Source organism: Rhodococcus opacus B4 (assembly GCF_000010805.1).
Taxonomy (GTDB): Bacteria; Actinomycetota; Actinomycetes; order Mycobacteriales; family Mycobacteriaceae; genus Rhodococcus_F; species Rhodococcus_F opacus_C.
This window is the reverse complement of sequence record NC_012522.1, coordinates 7,000,236-7,018,102: the sequence shown is the minus strand read 5'-3', so window position 1 is coordinate 7,018,102 and position 17,867 is coordinate 7,000,236. Positions and strand designations below refer to the sequence as shown.

Here is a 17,867-nt window from a genome sequence, read left to right as displayed (position 1 = left end):
TGTTCTAATTCACGGCATGGCAACCTACGTGATCACCGGCGCGGCCTCGGGCATCGGGGCGGCGAGCCGCCGCACCCTCGAGGCCGGCGGCCATACCGTCATCGGCGTCGACCTCGCACACACCGACGTGACCGCCGACCTGTCGACCCCCGGTGGCCGGCACGCGGCGGCCGCCGCCGTGACCGACATGAGCAGCGGCGGCGTGGACGGTCTCGTCTGCTGCGCCGGACGCGGACCGCTGTCCCAGGTGTCGGGCGGCACGCTGATCGCCGTGAACTATTTCGGGGCCGTGGAACTCGTGACTGCCCTGAAGCCCGCCCTCGCGCGCGCGGACGGCGCCTCGGTGGTGGTGATCTCGTCGAGCAGCACCACCACGCAGCCCGGGATTCCCGGCAATCTGGTGACGGCGTGCCTGCACGGCGACGAGGCGGAGGCGGTGCGCATCGGCGACGAGGTGACTGCCATCCCGGCGTACCCGGCGTCCAAGCTGGCGCTGGCGTGGTGGATGCGACGGGAAGCGGTGCGGCCCGAATGGATCGGCAACGGAATCCGGCTCAACGCGATCGCCCCGGGGATGATCGACACGCCGATGACCAGCGGGGACCACCTCGACCCCGAACTGGCCAAAGCCCTCGACTTCTACCCGGTGCCGCTCGGCAGGCGCGGACGCCCGGACGAGATCGCCGCGCTCGTCGAATTCCTGCTCGGACCGGGTTCGACACTGTTCTGCGGAAGCGTCGTCTTCGCCGACGGGGGAACGGATGCCCAGCTACGCCAACAGGATTGGCCCGCCGCGTGGAATCCCACGCCGGAGGAACTTACTCGGCACTTCCAGGCGAAAACGTAGCGAGTTCGGATCCCGCCCAGTGCTTGGCGAGGTTCTCGGCCAGGTCCCGGTACGCCTGGGCGCCCTTGTTCTTGCGCCCCACCAGGACCGTGGCACCCGACGCCGTCGCCTCCGCGAACCGCACCGTCCGCGGGATCGGCGGGGCGAGGACCGGCAGGTTGTAGCGGTCGGACACGTCGGACAGCACGTCCCGGCTGTGGGTCGTGCGCGCGTCGTACAGCGTCGGCAGCGCACCGAGCAGCACCAGGTCGGGGTTGGTGATCTGCTGCACCTCGGTGACCGTCCGCAGCAACTGCCCCACACCGCGGTGGGCGAGCGTCTCGCACTGCAGCGGCACCAGTACCGACTGCGCTGCCGTGAGCCCGTTGAGCGTGAGCACACCGAGCGACGGCGGACAGTCGATGATCACCGTGTCGTAGTCGTCCAGCAGCGGCGCCAGAGCGCGCTTGAGGGCGAACTCACGACCGGGACGCATGAGCAGCAACGCCTCCGCGCCCGCGAGGTCGATCGTCGCGGGCAGGAGCGCGACACCGTCCTCGGTGTCGATCACCGCTTCGCGCGCCGCCAGGTCACCCGTCAGCACGTCGTGGACGGAGGCGTCGAGGCGGTCCGGGTTGTGCCCCAGGGAGAAGGTCAGGCACCCCTGCGGGTCGAGATCCACCACCAGAACCTTCTGGCCCAGCCCGACCAGAGCTGCACCGAGAGAGGCGACCGTGGTGGTCTTCGCGACCCCACCCTTCTGATTTGCCACTGCAAGAACCGTTGTCACGGCTCGATCCTTACCTACTTCGTCGCCGGAGGCGAGCCATACACGCAGATTGACTGACATGATGGATGGATGCCACCCAGTGATTCGCCGCGCGGCCGTCGGATCGTCCTCCTCCGGCACGGCGAAACCGAATGGGCCCGTTGGGGTAAACACACCGGCCGGACCGACGTCCACCTCACCGAACTGGGTGAATCCCAGGCACGGCAGGTCGGCCCGGCGATGGACGCTCTCGCGCTGCGCGACCCCCTCGTCATCGTCAGCCCGCGGCAACGCGCCCAGGAGACGGCGGAGCTGGCGGGGCTGAAGATCCAGCGCACCTGGGACGCGCTCGCCGAATGGGATTACGGCATCTACGAGGGCATGACGACGCCCGAGATCAGGCAGCAGGTCCCGGACTGGACCGTGTGGACACATCCGTGTCCGCGCGGCGAACAGGCCGAGCAGGTACACACCCGCTGCGACCTCGTACTGTCCGTCGCGCATTCGCAACTCGTCGACCGCGACGTGATCCTCGTCGGGCACGGCCATTTCTCCCGCGCGCTCATCGCCCGCTGGGCGGAGCTTCCGATCAGCGAGGGGCGCCGGTTCGCGATGTCGCCCGGCGCGTACTCCGTCCTCGGCTTCGAGCACGGGGCGCAGCAGGTGGTCAGCCACAACGTGACAGCGGAAGGTGCCCGATGATCAGACGCGCAGTACCCGAGGACGTCTCCGCGATCACCGCGATGATCTACGAACTGGCCGAACACCAGCGGGCCCGCGACAAGTGCACCGTCACCGCCGACCAGATGGACGACGCCCTGTTCGGTCCGCAGCCGTCCACGTTCGCCCACGTCGCGGTCAGCGACGACGGCCGGGTCGTCGGTATTGCGGTGTGGTTCCGGAACTTCTCCACTTGGGACGGCACGCACGGCATCTACCTCGAGGACCTGTTCGTCAGCCCGTCCGAACGCGGGTCGGGTCACGGCAAGGCCCTGCTCGCCACCCTCGCGAAAGAGTGCGTCGACAACGGCTACACGCGGCTGTCGTGGTCGGTGGTCAACTGGAACAAGCCGTCGATCGCGTTCTACGAGTCCCTCGACGCGCGACCGCAGGACGAGTGGACGACGTATCGGCTGACCGGGGATCCGCTCGGCCGCCTCGCGTCCGAGGTGAGTTAGCGTTCCGACGGGTTGTCGACGTCGGCTTCCTGGCCGTACTCGGCCGCCATCCATTTCGATGTCGGGCTGCTGAACAGGCACCCGAGGGCTCCCACCACGACGACGCCGAGCAGCACACCGAAGAACGGCTGATGGGAATCGGTGAGCAGCGACCACGCCACCGGAAGCAGCAGCAGCTGGGCGACGATCGCGATCGCCCGCCCCCAGCGCCTGCCGAAGATCAGGGCGAGCCCGGCGGCGAGCACGGCGCCACCGAGAATGGCGAACCAGGCGGCGGTGCCGTATCCGCTGCTGACGCTCTGGTCGTGCCCGAGCAGCCCCCGGACCACCAGCACCACGGCGACTCCGACCGCCACCGCACCCTCGAGCGACACCAGGGCGCCCGCCGCGCGGACCGTGGTGGGCGTGGACTTGCTGAGAGACGGCTTCGGCACGTCGGCCAGCCTAGAACACCTCGCCGCCGGCGGCCTCGGACGGTGACACGTGCCGCCCCGGCTAGGCTTGGGCCCCGTGCGCGCGCTGCTGATCGTCAACCCCAATGCCACCTCGACGACCCCGGCCGGGCGGGATCTGCTCGCGCACGCGCTGTCGAGCCGGGTGCGGTTGACGGTCGCGCACACGACGCATCGCGGGCACGCCGCCGAACTGGCGCAGCAGGCCTGCGTCGACGGGATGGGCCTGATCATCGTGCACGGCGGCGACGGCACCGTGAACGAGGTGGTCAACGGGCTGCTCGGCACCCCGGACCCGGGGTCGGCGAGCACGGTGACGGTGGGGCCGATCCCCCCGATCGCCGTCGTCCCCGGCGGGTCGGCGAACGTGTTCGCCCGCTCTCTCGGCATCGCCCCGGATCCGGTGGACGCCACCAACCAGCTCATCGATCTCCTCTCGAACCGGCAGCGGCGCCGGATCGGGCTCGCGCACTGCGACCACCGCTGGTTCACGTTCAACGCTGGCCTCGGCTGGGATGCCCAGGTGTGTGAGGCGGTCGACCTACACCGCAAGAACGGGCGCCCTGCCACACCGGCGCAATATGTCCGCGCTGCGGTGCGCGTGTTCTTCCGGTCGAAGTACGCGGAGCCGACCCTCACCGTCGAGGTTCCCGGTAGCGATCCGGTCGAGGGCGTTCATTACGCCTTCGTGTCGAACGCGAGTCCGTGGACGTATCTGAACAAGCGGGAAGTCCACACCAATCCGGACACCACCTACGACACCGGTCTCGGTGTCTTCGCGATGCGATCCACCGCGATCCTCACCACCCTGCGGGTGGCCCGCCAGTTGCTGACCCCCGGCACCCGCCCGAAGGCGAAGAAACTCGTCCGGGTCGACGACGTGCCGTGCGTGCGGATCTCCGCGTCGGAGCCGATCGGACTGCAGATGGACGGCGACTACATCGGGCTTCGCAACGTCGTGGAGTTCGTTTCGGTGCCCGAGGCGCTCGATGTCGTCGCGCCGCCGCGACCCTGAGCAATTCTCGAGAATCCCCGTTTTCACCTAGCGGGAAGTACCGGCTCGGGGTAAAAAGGACGGCGCGCCTCGAAGGGCAGCCTAACTACGTGAGCTCCCCCACGGTGCGGCGGTTTTCTATTGACATCCCGCCAGTTCGTGAAAGCATTCACAAGCAACAGTGCGGAAACATTCTCTACGCACACATGAACTCACGAAGACGAAACGGTGCACGACGCACCCAGTTAAGGAGCAGAAGGATGGACTGGCGCCACAAGGCAATCTGTCGCGACGAAGACCCCGAGTTGTTCTTCCCTGTGGGCAACAGCGGTCCGGCTCTCGCGCAGATTGCTGATGCCAAGGTTGTCTGCAACCGCTGCCCGGTGACCGCCGAATGCCTTTCCTGGGCACTCGAGTCGGGCCAGGACGCCGGTGTGTGGGGCGGCATGAGCGAAGACGAGCGTCGCGCACTCAAGCGCCGGAACGCTCGGACGCGTGCCCGCACCACCGTCTGACACTTCAGAAGGAGACGGGCCCGGCACCACATGGTGCCGGGCCTTTTGCTTGCCCGGTCAGTACCGCGGTCCACGGCGGCCCAGCGGTACGCGTAACACGGCATCGGTTCCCCCCTCCGCCCCCGGGTGCAGACCCAGCGAACCGTTCAGCTCGGCGGCCACCAAGGTCCGGACGATCTGGAGACCGAGCCGGTCGGACCGCTCGAGGCTGAAACCGGGCGGCAATCCCCTGCCGTTGTCGTGGATCACGACGTCCAGCCAGCGCGCCGACCGTTCGGCCCGCATGGTGACCGTGCCCGCGGCGCCCGGTTCGAAGGCGTGCTCGATCGCGTTCTGCACGAGTTCGGTCAGCACCATCACCAGCGGTGTCGCCCGCTCCGCGGAGAACACCCCGAAGCTGCCCTCCCGGCGGACCTTGATGGGCGTGCTCACCGTCGCCACGTCGGACAGGATCGGCACGAGCCGGTCGACGACCTCGTCGAGGTTCACCTCCTCGTCCACCGACATCGACAGCGTGTCGTGGACGAGGGCGATCGACGTGACACGTCGCACCGATTCGCTGAGCGCCTGACGGGCCTCCTCGTTGTTGGTGCGGCGGGCCTGCAGCCGCAGCAAGGCCGCTACGGTCTGCAGATTGTTCTTCACCCGGTGGTGGATCTCGCGGATCGTCGCATCCTTGCTGAGCAGAGCCCGATCGCGCCTCTTCACCTCCGTGACGTCCCGCACGACGACGGCGGCGCCGACCCGGTTCCCGCCGGGTTTGAGTACCAGGGCCCGCAGCAGGACGGTCGCTCCCCTGGCCTCGATCTCCATCCGGCGGCCCGGCTTGTCGGCGATCGTGTCGCGGATGTACCCGGCGACCTCCTGTGACTCGAACGGGTCCGTCACGAGAGACCGCGTGGTGGCAGCGAGATTCTGGCCGATCAGGTCCGAACTGAGACCCATCCGGTGGTACGCCGACAGCGCATTGGGACTGGCGTAGACCACGCTGCCGTCGGTGTCCAGGCGGATGAAGCCGTCGCCGGCGCGGGGGCTCGAGTTGGTGTCCGAGCGGGCCTCACGGATCGGGAAGGTGCCGTCGCTGATCATCTGGCACAGGTCCTCGGCGCAGTCGAGGTACGCGACCTCGAGCGGACTCTGCGCCCGCTGGTGCGACAGGTTGGTGTCCCGGCTCAGGACGGCGATCACCTCGCCGTTCCACCGCACCGGGACCGCTTCGCCGCGCGGCGGCAGACCGGCGTGCCCGCCGCCGTCCTCGGGGCGCACGACGTTGCCCTCGAGCAGCGCCTGCAGCACCTGCGGATGTTCCGACTCCGACACGACGGTCCCGACGACGTCCTCCGGGAAGGCGGTGGATGCGGTGGTGGGCCTGCAGTGCGCGACGCAGATCACGGTGCCGGTGGGATCGGTGGAGGCGGAGTCCGCTCCGACCCACAGCAGAACGTCCGCGAAGGAGAGATCGGCGAGCAACTGCCATTCACCGACGACGCGCTGCAGGTGGTCGACGGCCTCGCCGGGCAGGTCGGTGTATTCGGCGAGCAGATCGCTCAGGGTCGACATCGTGGTGGGTGTCAGTCAGCTCAGGAGATGACCGCGATCAGGTCGCCCTGCTGGATCACGTCGCCGACCTTGACGTCCACAGACGTGACCGTGCCGGGCTCTTCGGCGATGACGGGGATCTCCATCTTCATCGATTCGAGGATGACGAGGGTATCGCCTTCCTTCACCTCGTCACCCGCGCTCACCACAACCTGATACACCGTCGAAACCATTTCGGCGCGCACGTCTTCTGCCATTGTGATCCTTCACTCCCGGGTGTCGAGAAAGCCCTGTTGCAAGGACACCCAACCACACGTGGAAGACTGTGGTGAAAAGAAGGGAGATCTACTCATGGGTAAGCGTGGTCGCAAGAAGCGCAGTCGCAAGGGCAACGCCGCAAACCACGGCAAGCGTCCCAACGCCTGACGCGCCGCAGAACGCACCAGGGGTCGGAAAGCAGCAATGCTTTCCGGCCCCTGATTGCTGTTCTGACGGGTCAGGCCTCGGGTTCGGTATTCGTGATGAGGATCGTCCGCCGCAACTCGATGGAGAGCCTCTGACGCAGACTCTCCGGTGCGTGCTCACCGCCGCACTTGCGGTTCACGAGGCTCTTGACCTTCTCCTCGATCCCGTACGCCTCGAGGCACGACCCGCACTCGTCGAGGTGCCGCTGCAGCCGCGCCCGCGAGGCCTCGTCGCATTCGCTGTCCAGCATCAGCCAGACGTCCGCGATGACGGCGGAGCAGTCGAGCTGCTCGAATTCGTCCTGCTCGCTCACCGGGAAACCTCCTGCTCCGCACTCACTACACTGTCGCCGGACACATCGCCGGTGCCCCCGCGGTTGAATCCTCGTTCGCGTGCGACGTCGGCGAGCAGACCCCGGAGCTGCTTGCGCCCGCGGTGCAGCCGCGACATCACGGTCCCGATCGGGGTGCCCATGATCTCGGCGATCTCCTTGTAGGGAAAGCCCTCGACGTCGGCGTAGTAGACGGCCATCCGGAATTCCTCCGGCAGGGCCTGCAGCGCTTCCTTGATGTCGTCGTCGGGAAGCGCGTCCAGTGCCTCGACTTCGGCGGACCGCAGCCCGGTCGACGAATGCTCCGCCGTCGCCGCCAGCTGCCAGTCGGTGATCTCGTCGGTCGGGTACTGCGCGGGCTGCCGCTGCTTCTTGCGGTACGAGTTGATGTACGTGTTCGTCAGAATCCGGTACAGCCACGCCTTGAGGTTGGTGCCCTCGCGGAACGAACGGAACGCTGTGTAGGCCTTCACGTACGTCTCCTGCACGAGGTCCTCGGCATCCGCCGGGTTCCGGGTCATCCTCAGAGCAGCGCCGTACAGCTGATCCAGAAGTGGGAGCGCATCCCTTTCGAAACGCGCGATCAACTCGTCCTGGGGCTCGGCCTTCTCTGCCGTCGGACGGTCATGTTCCTGCACGCTGATCCCTTCGGTCGCCGTGGGCGTCAACGTTACCGCCAACTGCAGACGCGACGTGGGCTCGATTACCGAGGACATCACGATACGGACCACTCCCTTCGATGCACTGGTCTTCTGCAGGTACCAACACGACTCCCGCCCGCGGTGTTCCCGCACCGCGTGGCAGAGTGTTCGCCCATGGCCGGAACTGCCACTCCCGCGACGAAGCTCCTCGTCACACAGCGCGTCGACCACACCGTGCACAGCTACGCCCACGACGAGCGGGCGGAGTCATACGGTTCGGAGGCCGTCGACGCGCTGGGCGAGACGGTCGGCGTCGCCGCCCACCAGGTGTTCAAGACACTCGTGATCAAACTCGACACGGGCAAGCTGGCGGTGGCGGTCCTGCCGGTACCGGAGAAACTGTCCCTGAAGGCCGCGGCCGCGGCGCTGGGCGCCGGCAAGGCCGTGATGGCAGACCGCACCGAGGCCGAGCGCTCCACCGGGTACGTCTTCGGCGGCATCTCCCCGCTCGGACAGCGGAAGGCACTTCCGACGGTCGTCGACGTTTCGGCGCTCGACTGGGACCGGGTGCTGTGCAGCGCGGGCAGGCGGGGACTCGAGATCGAACTCGCGCCGGCCGATCTGGTGCGGCTCAGCGGCGCCGTCACCGCGGCGGTCACAGCAGGCTGATCTGCTCCCCCACCTGCGCGTCGTCGCGACCGGCCGCGTCGGGGTCGAGAAGTTCCGGACCGTTGTTCTTCACGCTGTTCACCAGCGTGGACACCCGCCGGACGGTGATGTCGGCGATGGCGCCGGGCGACACCGCGAGCAGGTCCGTGGACGCGGGGTGCTCGGGATCGAGCCATGCGGCCCAGCGGTCGCGGGGCATCACGAGCGGCATCCGGTCGTGCACGTTCTCGAGTTGGGCGGCGGAGTCGACCGTGATGATGCTGCAGCTCAGGACGGGAGGCGACTCCTCCACAGCAGGGTCGTGCCAGACCGACCACAGCCCGGCCATGTACAGGCGTGAGCCGTCCTCCGGCGACATGTAGTACGGAATCTTCTTCGCCTTGCCCGCCTTCTTCCCGGCGGCCGGCGGTTCGGCCTCGGTCTGCCACTCGTACCAGCCGTCCATCGGCACGAGGCAGCGCTTGTACTTGAACGAATTCCGGAAGGCGGGCTTGTTGTCGACCGAATCCGCCCGGGCGTTGAACAGCACCGGGCCCTTGCCGAGTACCTTCGTCCAGGACGGCACGAGACCCCACCTCATCCGCCGGATCCGACGGGCGTCGCGCCGGTCGACCACCGTGAGGACTTGCGTGGTGGGCGCCACGTTGAAGTCGGGCGGACTCTCCTCCTCGCCCGCCTCGTTGATCGCGTCGAGGTCGGCCGCGAGTGTCGCCGGATTCGCAGTGGTTGCATACCTGCCGCACATGTCCACCAGAGTGGCACGAACCACCGACACCCGCGACACACCGCCCACCCCGCCCGGCGACCCGCCCGATAGGCGAAGATGGAGACCGTGAGCCTGAGCCTGTGGAACGCCCCCCGTGCCGAAGCGCCCGTCGTCGCGACGGTCGCCCTCCCCGGATCGAAGTCGATCACCAATCGCGCGCTGATCCTCGCCGCGCTCGCGGACGGTCCGTCCACCCTCACCGGGGCACTGCGCAGCCGGGACACCGACCTCATGATCGACGCACTCCGGACGCTCGGGATCGGCATCGAGACGGCAGGCGGCGACACGACGCTGCGGGTCGCTCCCGGCCCCCTCCGGGGCGGTGCGGTCGACTGCGGTCTGGCAGGCACCGTCATGCGGTTCCTTCCGCCGGTCGCCGCGCTCGCCGGCGGAACGGTCGACTTCGACGGCGACGAGCAGGCGCGCACCCGCCCCCTCGACACGATCCTGAACGCGCTGCGCGGTCTCGGCGCGGACATCGACGGCGACTCCCTGCCGTTCACCGTCCGCGGCGCGGGCTCGCTGCGCGGTGGGCGGGTCACGATCGACGCGTCGGGTTCTTCGCAGTTCGTGTCCGGGCTGTTGCTGTCGGCGGCCGCGTTCGACGAGGGCGTCACGGTCCATCACGACGGCACGACGGTTCCGTCCATGCCGCACATCGACATGACGGTCGAGATGCTGCGCGAGTCGGGTGTCGAGGTCTCCACCCCGGCGACAGGCGGGGAGGCCGACACGTGGCGGGTGAGCCCCGGTCCGGTCCGGGCCGTCGACCGGGTGATCGAGCCCGACCTGTCGAATGCCACCGCCTTCCTCGCCGCAGCCGCTGTCACCTGCGGTGAGGTGACCGTTCCGCTGTGGCCGGCCGAGACGACGCAGCCCGGCGACGCGATCCGCGAGATCCTGCTCGCGATGGGCGCCGACGTCCGGCGGGACGGGGCGAACCTCACCGTCCGCGGCCCGCAGCAGCTGACCGGCATCGACATCGACCTGCACGACGTCGGCGAACTCACCCCGACCGTCGCGGCGCTCGCCGCACTCGCGGACGGCCCGTCCCATCTGCGCGGCATCGCGCATCTGCGTGGACACGAGACCGACCGGCTGGCCGCGCTCGCACACGAGATCAACTCGCTCGGCGGAAACGTCACCGAAACCGAGGACGGCCTCACCATCGTGCCTGCCGACCTGCACGGCGGGACGTGGCGTTCCTACGCCGACCACCGGATGGCGACGGCGGGAGCCATCGTCGGGCTGCGGGTCGACGGCATCGAGATCGAGGACATCGGCACCACGGCGAAGACGCTGCCCGGCTTCGAGAACCTGTGGGCCACAATGCTGTCCGCGTCCGCGGGCACCGGGCGGAAGGCGAGCTTCTGAGTCGCAGGCAGTACGACGAGTCCGACGTCCGGGTGCGCCCGGGCCGAGGAACGCGCCCGCGCACGAAGACCCGGCCGGAGCACCTCGCCGCGGAGCCGGCGATGGTCGTCTCGGTCGACCGCGGCCGGTGGGGTTGCGTGCTGGGCGGCGACCCCGAGCGTCCCCTCGTCACGATGCGCGCCCGCGAACTGGGCCGCACCCCCATCGTGGTGGGCGACGAGGTGAGCGTCGTCGGTGACCTGTCCGGCAAACCCGACACCCTGGCGCGGATCGTGCGGGTCGCCGAGCGCGCCACGGTGCTGCGGCGCACCGCCGACGACACAGACCCGTACGAGCGGATCGTGGTGGCCAACGCGCAGCAGTTGCTGATCGTCGTGGCGCTCGCCGACCCGCCGCCGCGGACGGGGTTCGTCGAACGCGCGCTCGTCGCCGCGTACGCGGGCGGGCTGAGCCCCATCGTGTGCCTGACGAAGAGCGACCTCGAACCGCCGGAGGAGTTCGCGAGCGCATTCGCCGACCTCGACGTCCCCGTGGTCGTGGCGGGCCGCGACGATCCGGTCGACGAGGTCCTGGCCATGCTGTCCGGCAGGCTCACCGCGCTGATCGGGCATTCGGGGGTCGGGAAGTCGACTCTCGTCAACCGCCTCGTGCCCGACGCCGACCGGGCCGTGGGCGTGGTCTCCGGTGTGGGCAAGGGCCGGCACACGTCCACGCAATCGGTCGCGCTGCCGCTCCCGTCGGGCGGCTGGGTGATCGACACACCGGGCATCCGGTCGTTCGGACTGGCCCACATCTCCCCGGCGGACGTGGTGGCCGCGTTCTCCGACCTGGCCGCGGCCATCGAGGACTGCCCGCGGGGATGTACCCACCTCGGCCCGCCCGCGGACCCGGAATGCGCGCTCGACCATCTCGAGGGCAAGGCCGCCAAACGCGTCGACGCGGTCCGTCACCTCCTCACGGCCATCGCGTCCAACGAAGCCTGGTGAGGGACGAACCGCGCCGGGGCGGAACTGCCTAGCGGAACTGCCTAACGGGAGAGCAGCGCCCGCAGACCGCGGCGCTTGCGGGTGCGCTGGATCGCCGAACCCAGCCCCTGACGGCGACCGGTAACGGGATCGATTGTCGCCGTGGTGTTTCCACCGAACCTGCGCTCCGACGCCGTCTCCGGCGCGTCGTCCGCGGTCGCCTTGAGGTACTTGTTCGGCAACGACAGCTTGGCGATGGTGCGCCACGACTTCGCGTACTGCACCAGGAACGGGCCGGTCGTGTACGGCAGGTCGTACTTCTCGCACAGCTCCCGCACCCGCACCGCGATCTCCGCGTACCGGTTGCTCGGCAGGTCGGGGAACAGGTGGTGCTCGATCTGGTAGCTCAGGTTGCCGGACATGAAGTCCATCAGCCTGCTGCCCTCGATGTTCGCACTACCGAGCATCTGACGCAGGTACCACTGCGCGGGCGTCTCCTTGTCGATGTCGGCCTTGGTGAACTTCTCCGCGCCGTCGGGGAAGTGCCCGCAGAAGATGATGGCGTTGGTCCACACGTTGCGGATCGCGTTCGCCGTCATGTTGGCGGTGAGCGTGCTCTTCCAGGCGGGACCGGTGACGGCGGGGTGGATCACGTAGTCCTTGAGGATCTGCTTGCCGATCTTCTCACCGACCTCGCGCAGCTTGCGCTGCGTCTCCTCCTTCGGAACCCGCCCCTTGGCGACCTTGCCGAGTTCGAGATGCTGCGCCGCGACGCCGTACTGGAAGAACAGGGCCAGCAGCGTGTTGTACACCAGGTTGCCGGCATTGAACGGCTTCCAGCGCTGGTCACGCGTGACCCGGAGCAGTCCGTATCCCACGTCGTCGTCCATGCCGAGGACGTTCGTGTATTTGTGGTGCAGGTAGTTGTGGGTCTGCTTCCAGTGCGCGGACGGACCGGTGTTGTCCCACTCCCACGACGTGGAGTGGACTTCCGGATCGTTCATCCAGTCCCACTGGCCGTGCATGACGTTGTGGCCGAGTTCCATGTTCTCGATGATCTTCGAGACACCGAGCATGCCCGCTCCGAGCAGCCAGGCAGGACGCCGGCGACTCGCGAACAGCACTGCACGGCCACCGATCTCGAGTCCACGCTGCAGCCTGATGGTGTTCCGCACGTAGCGCGCGTCGCGCTCCCCGCGAGATTCTTCGATATCGCGGCGGATCGCATCCAACTCGCGCCCGAGCGCCTCGACATCGGCATCGGTGAGATGTGCGTATTCCTTGACATCTGCAATCGCCATGGGGGACCTCCTCCTGGCTGGTCGACAGTTCACACCGGATAGGCGCTGACATGACCTACCGTACCGTAAGTTACGGCACCGTAGGTTACCTGACTGTAGGTGTGAGTGAAATCACCGTCGACGGCGCGGGATCTTGGCCTCCGCGTGGGCGCGCAGCGCCGACAACAGGCCACGGCGCTGCCCCGTCACCGGATCGGTGCGGAGCGTCTCGACCATCGCGGCACCCGCGTCGCGGGCATCGCGGAACTTCCGCTCCGAGGACGTCTCGGGGGCGTCGTCCGCCGTCGCGCGCAGGAAGCGGTCGGGCAGGGCGAGTTTGTGGATCGTGCGCAGAGCCAGCAGGTACTGCTTGGCGAGCGAGCCCGTGGTGTAGGGCAGGTCGTACTTCTCGCACAGCGCCCGCACCTTCACGGCGATCTCCGGGTACCGGTTGCTCGGCAGATCGGGGAACAGATGATGCTCGATCTGGTAGCTGAGATTCCCGCTCATGAAGCCCATGATCTTGCCGGAGTCGAAGTTGGCGCTGCCGAGCATCTGCCGGAGGTACCACTCGTGCCGGGTCTCGTTCTCGTACTCGTCCACGGTGAACTTCTCGGCGCCGTCCGGGAAGTGCCCGCAGAAGATCACCACGTACGCCCACAGGTTCCGCACCAGGTTGGCAGTGGTGTTCGCCGTCAGCGTCGACTTCCACGCCGGCCCTGCGAGCACCGGGAACAGGAGGAAATCCTTGCCGACCTGACGGAAGATCTTGCGGGCGAAATCCTTGTTGGCCTGCGAGTTGAGCTGCCCCTTCTCGGCGCCCTCCAACTCGGCGGCGAACGTGAGGTCGTGGAGGGCGATCCCCCACTCGAACGTGGCGGCCAGGATGATGTTGGCGAACGGCTGCAGCAGGTTGATCGGCCGCCACTCCTCGTCGCGGGTCATCCGGAGGATGCCGAAACCGACGTCGGAATCCATTCCCACGATGTTGGTGAACGTGTGGTGGGAGTAGTTGTGCGCCCGCTTCCAATGCTCGGACGGACCCGTCTGATCCCACTCCCACGACATCGAGTGAATCTCGGGATCGTTCATCCAGTCCCACTGGCCGTGCATCACGTTGTGGCCGAGTTCCATGTTCTCGATGATCTTCGAGAGGGAGAGCATCGCGGTGCCCGCCAGCCAGGCCGGACGGTACCGGCTGCCGAACAGCGCGAGCCGGCCACCGAGCTCGAGCAGTCGTTGCGCCCTGATGGCCCGGCGGATGTAGCGGGCGTCGCGGACGCCGCGCGAATCCTCCACGTCGAGCCGGATCGCATCCAACTCACGCCCGAGCGATTCGATGTCCGCTTCGGTCAGATGCGCGAACTCTTTGATGTCGGTGATCGCCACCGTGCTCCTCCGTCTGGTGAGAGTCCGAGAATAGCGGAGTCAGGTGAACAACACGCTCACGCTCACGCGTCGAGCGTGCAGTCCCCTGCCGCCGCCGAGATACAAGTCTGGACTCGGTCACCTTCGGCATGCTGCTTGCCGGACCTCAGGTCGATGGCGTGCCCGGCGAGAATCGGCACGACACAGGTCTGGCAGATCCCCATCCGGCAGCCGAACGGCATCAGCGCGCCGACTTGCTCGCCGGCCTCGAGGAGAGTCGTGGCACCGTCGATCGTGACGGTCTTGTCGGCCTTGGCGAACGTCACCGTTCCGCCCTCGCCCGACGTGTCCGCGCGGGAGACGGCGAAACGCTCGAGGTGCAGCTTGTCCTCGATGTTCTCGTCGCGCCACAGCGTCTCGATCTCGTCGAGCATCGGCAGCGGCCCGCAGGCCCAGGTCTGCCGTTCACGCCAGTCCGGGCACACCTCGTCGAGCGAGGACAGCGCAAACTTGCCCTGACTGCGCGTGAGCTGGATCTTGCACCGGAAGTCGTCGTGCTCCTCGTGGAGCTGGGTGAGTTCGTCGGCGAACATCACGTCCGCGTCGGTGGGCGCCGAGTGGACGTGGAAGACGTCGGGAAGCTGGCCGCGCCGGTTCATCGTGCGCAGCATCGCCATGACGGGAGTGATGCCGCTGCCCGCGGTGAGGAACAGGATGCGCTGCGGCGGCGGGTCGGGCAGCGCGAAGTTCCCCGTAGGTGTCGCGAGCCGCACGATGGTCCCCGACGGCACGCCGTTGACGAGGTGGCTCGACAGGAATCCCTCGGGCATCGCCTTGACGGCGATGGAGATGCGCTTGTCGTCCCAGTTCGGCGGCGAGGTGAGGGAGTACGAACGCCAGTGCCAGCGTCCGTCGACGTGCAGGCCGATGCCGATGTACTGGCCGGGCTCGTAGTCGAAGTCGAATCCCCAGCCCGGCTTGATGACGATCGTGGCGGAGTCCGCGGTCTCCGCGCGCACGTCCACGATCTGTCCGCGCAGCTCGCGCGCGGACCACAGCGGGTTGGCCAGGTGCAGGTAGTCGTCGGGCAGCAACGGCGTCGTCAGACGTGCCGCCGCACCGCGCAACCAATTGAGCTTGGACCGCTTGGCGGGCACGACCGCTGCTGCGGGCGCCTCGATCCAATCCTTCAGACCCATCCGACCTCCACCTTTTCCGTCACCACCTACGCTACCGTAGGTTATCAAGTTACGGTACCGTAGGTTACCCCAAGGTAAGCGGACGTACCGGTCAGAGCAGTTCGAGCAGGAACGGAAGCTCCTGGGTGGCGTACCACGCCAGAACGTGATCCTCGGCGTCACCGAGAACGAACTCGGCGTCCGGATCCCCCAGATCCGCCTCGTCGATCGCCGACACGGCCCGTTCGATGTCCGGCTCCGCCTCCGCGAGGTCCACGTGCACGGACGCGACCCGGCCGATCGTCACCGGACCGGGCAACCGGACCACCGCGTCGTCGAGGTCCGGACGGGGTGTCACGTCGTCGATGTCCGCGGCGACCACGGCGCGGCGGAAGCGGACCCCGTCGCTGCCGCTCTCCCCCACCCGGCCCGCGATCAGACGCAGCGACGCCCGGGCGGCCTCGGCCATCGCGACCTCGGCCAGTTCGTCGTCGTCGCCCGACGAGTACGCCTCGCGGAGTGTGGCGGTGACGGCGAAGGCGGTACGGCTCATCGGATCGAACTCCTGGTCGGCGACGAGCCGCTGGAGGATCTCGATCGTCGCGGGAACGTACACCCTCGTCATGCGTCACCCGTCATTCGCACCGCGGACTTCTCACCGGCTGGCATCCAACAACTCCTCGAGTGATTCGTACAGCAGCGCCGCCACCACGTCCACGTCGGCCATGGCGTCACGGTCTGCATTCAAACCGTAGTAGACGTTGCCGTCGTAGGACGTGAGGCCGATGCTCAAAGTCTGGTTTTTCAGCAGGGGCGACACCGGATACATCTCGAGCATCCTCGCTCCCCCGACGTACAGCGGCATCTGCGGACCCGGCGCATTCGTGATCATCAGGTTGAACATGCGCTGCGAGAAGCTGCTCGCGACACGGGCACTCATCGCATGCAGCGTGGCCGGCGCGAATCCCGACAACCGCACCAGGGTCTCCGCGGTGACCCGCTGACTCTGCTTCGCGTGCGCCTCCATGGCGTGCGCCACGTGCGACAGCCGCACCACCGCGTTCGGCTCCCCGACCGGCAGGTCGATGAGGAAGGACGACACCATGCTCCGCGGGTCCGCCCACTCGCCGCGGCGCGACGCCTCGTCGTCGGCCTCGGGGTCCGTCGCGTACACCGACATCGGGACCATCGCCCGGACCGTGGTCGACTCCGCGACCGGTTCACCGCGGGACAGCAGCCAGTACCGCATCGCACCCGACACCACGGCGAGGATGACGTCGTTGACCTCGCACCCGTACTGCGCCCGGATCTTCCGGTAGTCGCCCAGTTCGGTCTTGACCACCGCGAAGCGCCGGTTGCGGGAGATCGTCGCATTGAGCGGACTCGTCGGCGCCACCTGCGCTGCGGTGCGCACCACGGCGGCGAGTTTGCCGACGGCGCGCACGGTCTCACCGAGCGCAGACGCCATGTCACCCAACGTCATCCGCAGCGCGGCCAGCCCCTCACCCGGCCTCGACACCATCTCCGCCAGCGCCCCCGCGATGAGCGTGGACTCACTGGGGGCGGGACTCGGCATCCACAGTTCCTCGGCCATCGGCCGCCGGGTCTTCGCCGGGTCCAGGATCACCTGACCGATCTCGAGCGCCGTCTCGCCGTCGACCAGCGAGGAGTGCGACTTCGTGAAGATGGCGAAGCGGTTGTTCGACAACCCCTCCACCAGATACATCTCCCACAGGGGACGTGTGTTGTCGAGGGGACGGGACGTGAGCCGTGCGACCAGGTCGTGCAACTGGGCGTCCGACCCGGGTTTCGGCAGCGCCGACCGCCGGACGTGGTACTCGATGTCGAAGTCCTGATCGTCCACCCACACCGGACGCGACAGTCCCAGCGCCACCTCCCGCACCTTCTGCCGGTAGCGGGGCACCAGGCTCAACCGCTCCTCGACGAGGCTAAGCAATTCCTCATAGGACAACCCGTTTCGCGGCTTCCGGAAGATCGCCAGCGATCCCACGTGCATCGGGGTACTGCTCGCCTCGAGGAAGTAGAACGATGCATCCTGCGTAGTCAGTCTCGTCACCATGTCGGCGCCTGTCCCCCTTGCATCCCGTCTCGATCCACCTCGAGAAGTATCGCGATCTCGTCCGCCGTGGCCGCGCCGTCCACGTGGTGAATGCCCACCATCCCGACAGCCACCGCGCCCCGGACGTTGACCGGCAGGTCGTCGACGAAGACACAGTCGCCCGGGTCCAGACCGAGCGCGTCGGCCGTGAACCGGTAGATCCGCGGATCAGGTTTGGCGACACCGACATCCCCGGACAGCACGACCTGATCGACCAGCCGGCCGTCGCCGAGTTCCCGCAGCCACTGCGCGCCGGGACCGCCGGGGTCGTTGCTGAGAATCGCGGTCCGCACACCACGGGTCCGGGCACCGGCGAGGACGGACGACAGGCCGTCCATGTCCGAACCGGGACCCGCGAGTACTCCGCCGAAGTCCAATATCAATCCCCGCACGTCCCCACCCTAGGGTCCGCCCCACGGTTCGGCGACACGACGACGG

22 protein-coding genes are annotated in these 17,867 nt (G+C 67.9%); 9 read left to right on the top strand and 13 right to left on the bottom strand.

Features of this window, described 5'->3' with window-relative positions; all coding sequences use genetic code 11:
* The first annotated feature begins 16 nt into the window (after positions 1–16).
* Positions 17–847: an SDR family oxidoreductase gene (locus ROP_RS31840; protein WP_015890112.1), complete on the top strand. Its 831-nt coding sequence runs from the start codon at positions 17–19 to the stop codon at positions 845–847.
* On the opposite strand, the gene ROP_RS31835 is transcribed toward ROP_RS31840, so the two are convergent.
* The gene (locus ROP_RS31835; protein ID WP_043825753.1) at positions 819–1,616 is read right to left on the bottom strand and encodes a ParA family protein; all 798 of its coding nucleotides are present in this window, start codon (positions 1,614–1,616) and stop codon (positions 819–821) included. The genes ROP_RS31840 and ROP_RS31835 overlap by 29 nt on opposite strands.
* Positions 1,617–1,685: 69 nt before the next feature.
* Between ROP_RS31835 and ROP_RS31830 the strand changes: the two genes are divergently transcribed.
* Positions 1,686–2,297: an acid phosphatase gene (locus ROP_RS31830; RefSeq protein ID WP_015890110.1), complete on the top strand. Its 612-nt coding sequence runs from the start codon at positions 1,686–1,688 to the stop codon at positions 2,295–2,297.
* A complete protein-coding gene (locus tag ROP_RS31825; RefSeq protein ID WP_015890109.1) occupies positions 2,294–2,773 on the top strand; it encodes a GNAT family N-acetyltransferase in 480 nt (159 codons plus the stop codon). The genes ROP_RS31830 and ROP_RS31825 overlap by 4 nt, the downstream gene beginning before the upstream one ends.
* Here the strand turns inward: ROP_RS31825 and ROP_RS31820 are convergent.
* Complete coding sequence (locus ROP_RS31820; protein WP_015890108.1) at positions 2,770–3,207, bottom strand: hypothetical protein; 438 nt, start codon at positions 3,205–3,207, stop codon at positions 2,770–2,772. The genes ROP_RS31825 and ROP_RS31820 overlap by 4 nt on opposite strands.
* Positions 3,208–3,283: 76 nt before the next feature.
* On the opposite strand from ROP_RS31820, the gene ROP_RS31815 reads away from it, so the two are divergent.
* The gene (locus ROP_RS31815; protein ID WP_015890107.1) at positions 3,284–4,240 is read left to right on the top strand and encodes a diacylglycerol/lipid kinase family protein; all 957 of its coding nucleotides are present in this window, start codon (positions 3,284–3,286) and stop codon (positions 4,238–4,240) included.
* A gap of 239 nt (positions 4,241–4,479) precedes the next feature.
* The gene (locus tag ROP_RS31810; RefSeq protein ID WP_005240099.1) at positions 4,480–4,734 is read left to right on the top strand and encodes a WhiB family transcriptional regulator; all 255 of its coding nucleotides are present in this window, start codon (positions 4,480–4,482) and stop codon (positions 4,732–4,734) included.
* Between the two features lie 57 nt (positions 4,735–4,791).
* Here ROP_RS31810 and ROP_RS31805 read toward each other — a convergent pair whose 3' ends face one another.
* Both ROP_RS31805 and ROP_RS31800 read right to left on the bottom strand, forming a co-directional pair.
* Positions 4,792–6,294, bottom strand: a complete 1,503-nt coding sequence (locus ROP_RS31805; RefSeq protein WP_015890106.1) for a sensor histidine kinase — start codon at positions 6,292–6,294, stop codon at positions 4,792–4,794.
* A 20-nt stretch (positions 6,295–6,314) separates the two neighbouring features.
* Positions 6,315–6,530 (bottom strand): biotin/lipoyl-binding carrier protein, encoded by a 216-nt coding sequence (locus ROP_RS31800; protein ID WP_005240095.1) that lies wholly within the window; start codon positions 6,528–6,530, stop codon positions 6,315–6,317.
* A gap of 94 nt (positions 6,531–6,624) precedes the next feature.
* Here ROP_RS31800 and ROP_RS45315 point away from each other — a divergent pair, with 94 nt between their 5' ends.
* Positions 6,625–6,699 carry a 50S ribosomal protein bL37 gene (locus ROP_RS45315; RefSeq protein WP_022597109.1) on the top strand — a complete coding sequence of 25 codons (75 nt, stop codon included), beginning with the start codon at positions 6,625–6,627 and terminating at the stop codon, positions 6,697–6,699.
* A gap of 70 nt (positions 6,700–6,769) precedes the next feature.
* On the opposite strand, the gene rsrA is transcribed toward ROP_RS45315, so the two are convergent.
* The gene (gene rsrA, locus ROP_RS31795) at positions 6,770–7,051 is read right to left on the bottom strand and encodes a mycothiol system anti-sigma-R factor (protein ID WP_015890105.1); all 282 of its coding nucleotides are present in this window, start codon (positions 7,049–7,051) and stop codon (positions 6,770–6,772) included.
* The gene (locus ROP_RS31790) at positions 7,048–7,785 is read right to left on the bottom strand and encodes a sigma-70 family RNA polymerase sigma factor (RefSeq protein ID WP_015890104.1); all 738 of its coding nucleotides are present in this window, start codon (positions 7,783–7,785) and stop codon (positions 7,048–7,050) included. The genes rsrA and ROP_RS31790 overlap by 4 nt, the downstream gene beginning before the upstream one ends.
* A gap of 99 nt (positions 7,786–7,884) precedes the next feature.
* On the opposite strand from ROP_RS31790, the gene ybaK reads away from it, so the two are divergent.
* On the top strand, positions 7,885–8,379 hold the full coding sequence (gene ybaK, locus ROP_RS31785; RefSeq protein ID WP_015890103.1) for a Cys-tRNA(Pro) deacylase: 495 nt from the start codon (positions 7,885–7,887) through the stop codon (positions 8,377–8,379).
* On the opposite strand, the gene ROP_RS31780 is transcribed toward ybaK, so the two are convergent.
* Positions 8,366–9,124: an SOS response-associated peptidase gene (locus tag ROP_RS31780; protein ID WP_015890102.1), complete on the bottom strand. Its 759-nt coding sequence runs from the start codon at positions 9,122–9,124 to the stop codon at positions 8,366–8,368. The two genes, ybaK and ROP_RS31780, sit on opposite strands and share 14 nt — an antisense overlap.
* A gap of 78 nt (positions 9,125–9,202) precedes the next feature.
* Between ROP_RS31780 and aroA the strand changes: the two genes are divergently transcribed.
* Both aroA and rsgA read left to right on the top strand, forming a co-directional pair.
* The gene (gene aroA / locus ROP_RS31775) at positions 9,203–10,519 is read left to right on the top strand and encodes a 3-phosphoshikimate 1-carboxyvinyltransferase (RefSeq protein ID WP_015890101.1); all 1,317 of its coding nucleotides are present in this window, start codon (positions 9,203–9,205) and stop codon (positions 10,517–10,519) included.
* Positions 10,465–11,505, top strand: coding sequence for a ribosome small subunit-dependent GTPase A (gene rsgA, locus ROP_RS31770; RefSeq protein WP_015890100.1), 1,041 nt, complete (start codon positions 10,465–10,467; stop codon positions 11,503–11,505). The genes aroA and rsgA overlap by 55 nt, the downstream gene beginning before the upstream one ends.
* A gap of 41 nt (positions 11,506–11,546) precedes the next feature.
* Here rsgA and ROP_RS31765 read toward each other — a convergent pair whose 3' ends face one another.
* The 6 genes from ROP_RS31765 to ROP_RS31740 all read right to left on the bottom strand — a co-directional run bounded on the left by ROP_RS31765 (position 11,547) and on the right by ROP_RS31740 (position 17,821).
* Positions 11,547–12,785, bottom strand: coding sequence for a fatty acid desaturase family protein (locus ROP_RS31765; protein ID WP_015890099.1), 1,239 nt, complete (start codon positions 12,783–12,785; stop codon positions 11,547–11,549).
* Between the two features lie 111 nt (positions 12,786–12,896).
* Positions 12,897–14,153, bottom strand: a complete 1,257-nt coding sequence (locus ROP_RS31760; RefSeq protein ID WP_015890098.1) for a fatty acid desaturase family protein — start codon at positions 14,151–14,153, stop codon at positions 12,897–12,899.
* A gap of 62 nt (positions 14,154–14,215) precedes the next feature.
* Positions 14,216–15,331, bottom strand: coding sequence for a ferredoxin reductase (locus tag ROP_RS31755; protein ID WP_015890097.1), 1,116 nt, complete (start codon positions 15,329–15,331; stop codon positions 14,216–14,218).
* A gap of 91 nt (positions 15,332–15,422) precedes the next feature.
* A complete protein-coding gene (locus ROP_RS31750) occupies positions 15,423–15,935 on the bottom strand; it encodes a DUF6912 family protein (protein WP_015890096.1) in 513 nt (170 codons plus the stop codon).
* A gap of 30 nt (positions 15,936–15,965) precedes the next feature.
* Complete coding sequence (locus tag ROP_RS31745) at positions 15,966–17,390, bottom strand: WS/DGAT/MGAT family O-acyltransferase (protein WP_015890095.1); 1,425 nt, start codon at positions 17,388–17,390, stop codon at positions 15,966–15,968.
* Positions 17,384–17,821: an HAD-IA family hydrolase gene (locus ROP_RS31740; protein ID WP_015890094.1), complete on the bottom strand. Its 438-nt coding sequence runs from the start codon at positions 17,819–17,821 to the stop codon at positions 17,384–17,386. Before ROP_RS31740 ends, ROP_RS31745 begins: the two co-directional genes overlap by 7 nt.
* Positions 17,822–17,867 lie beyond the last annotated feature (46 nt).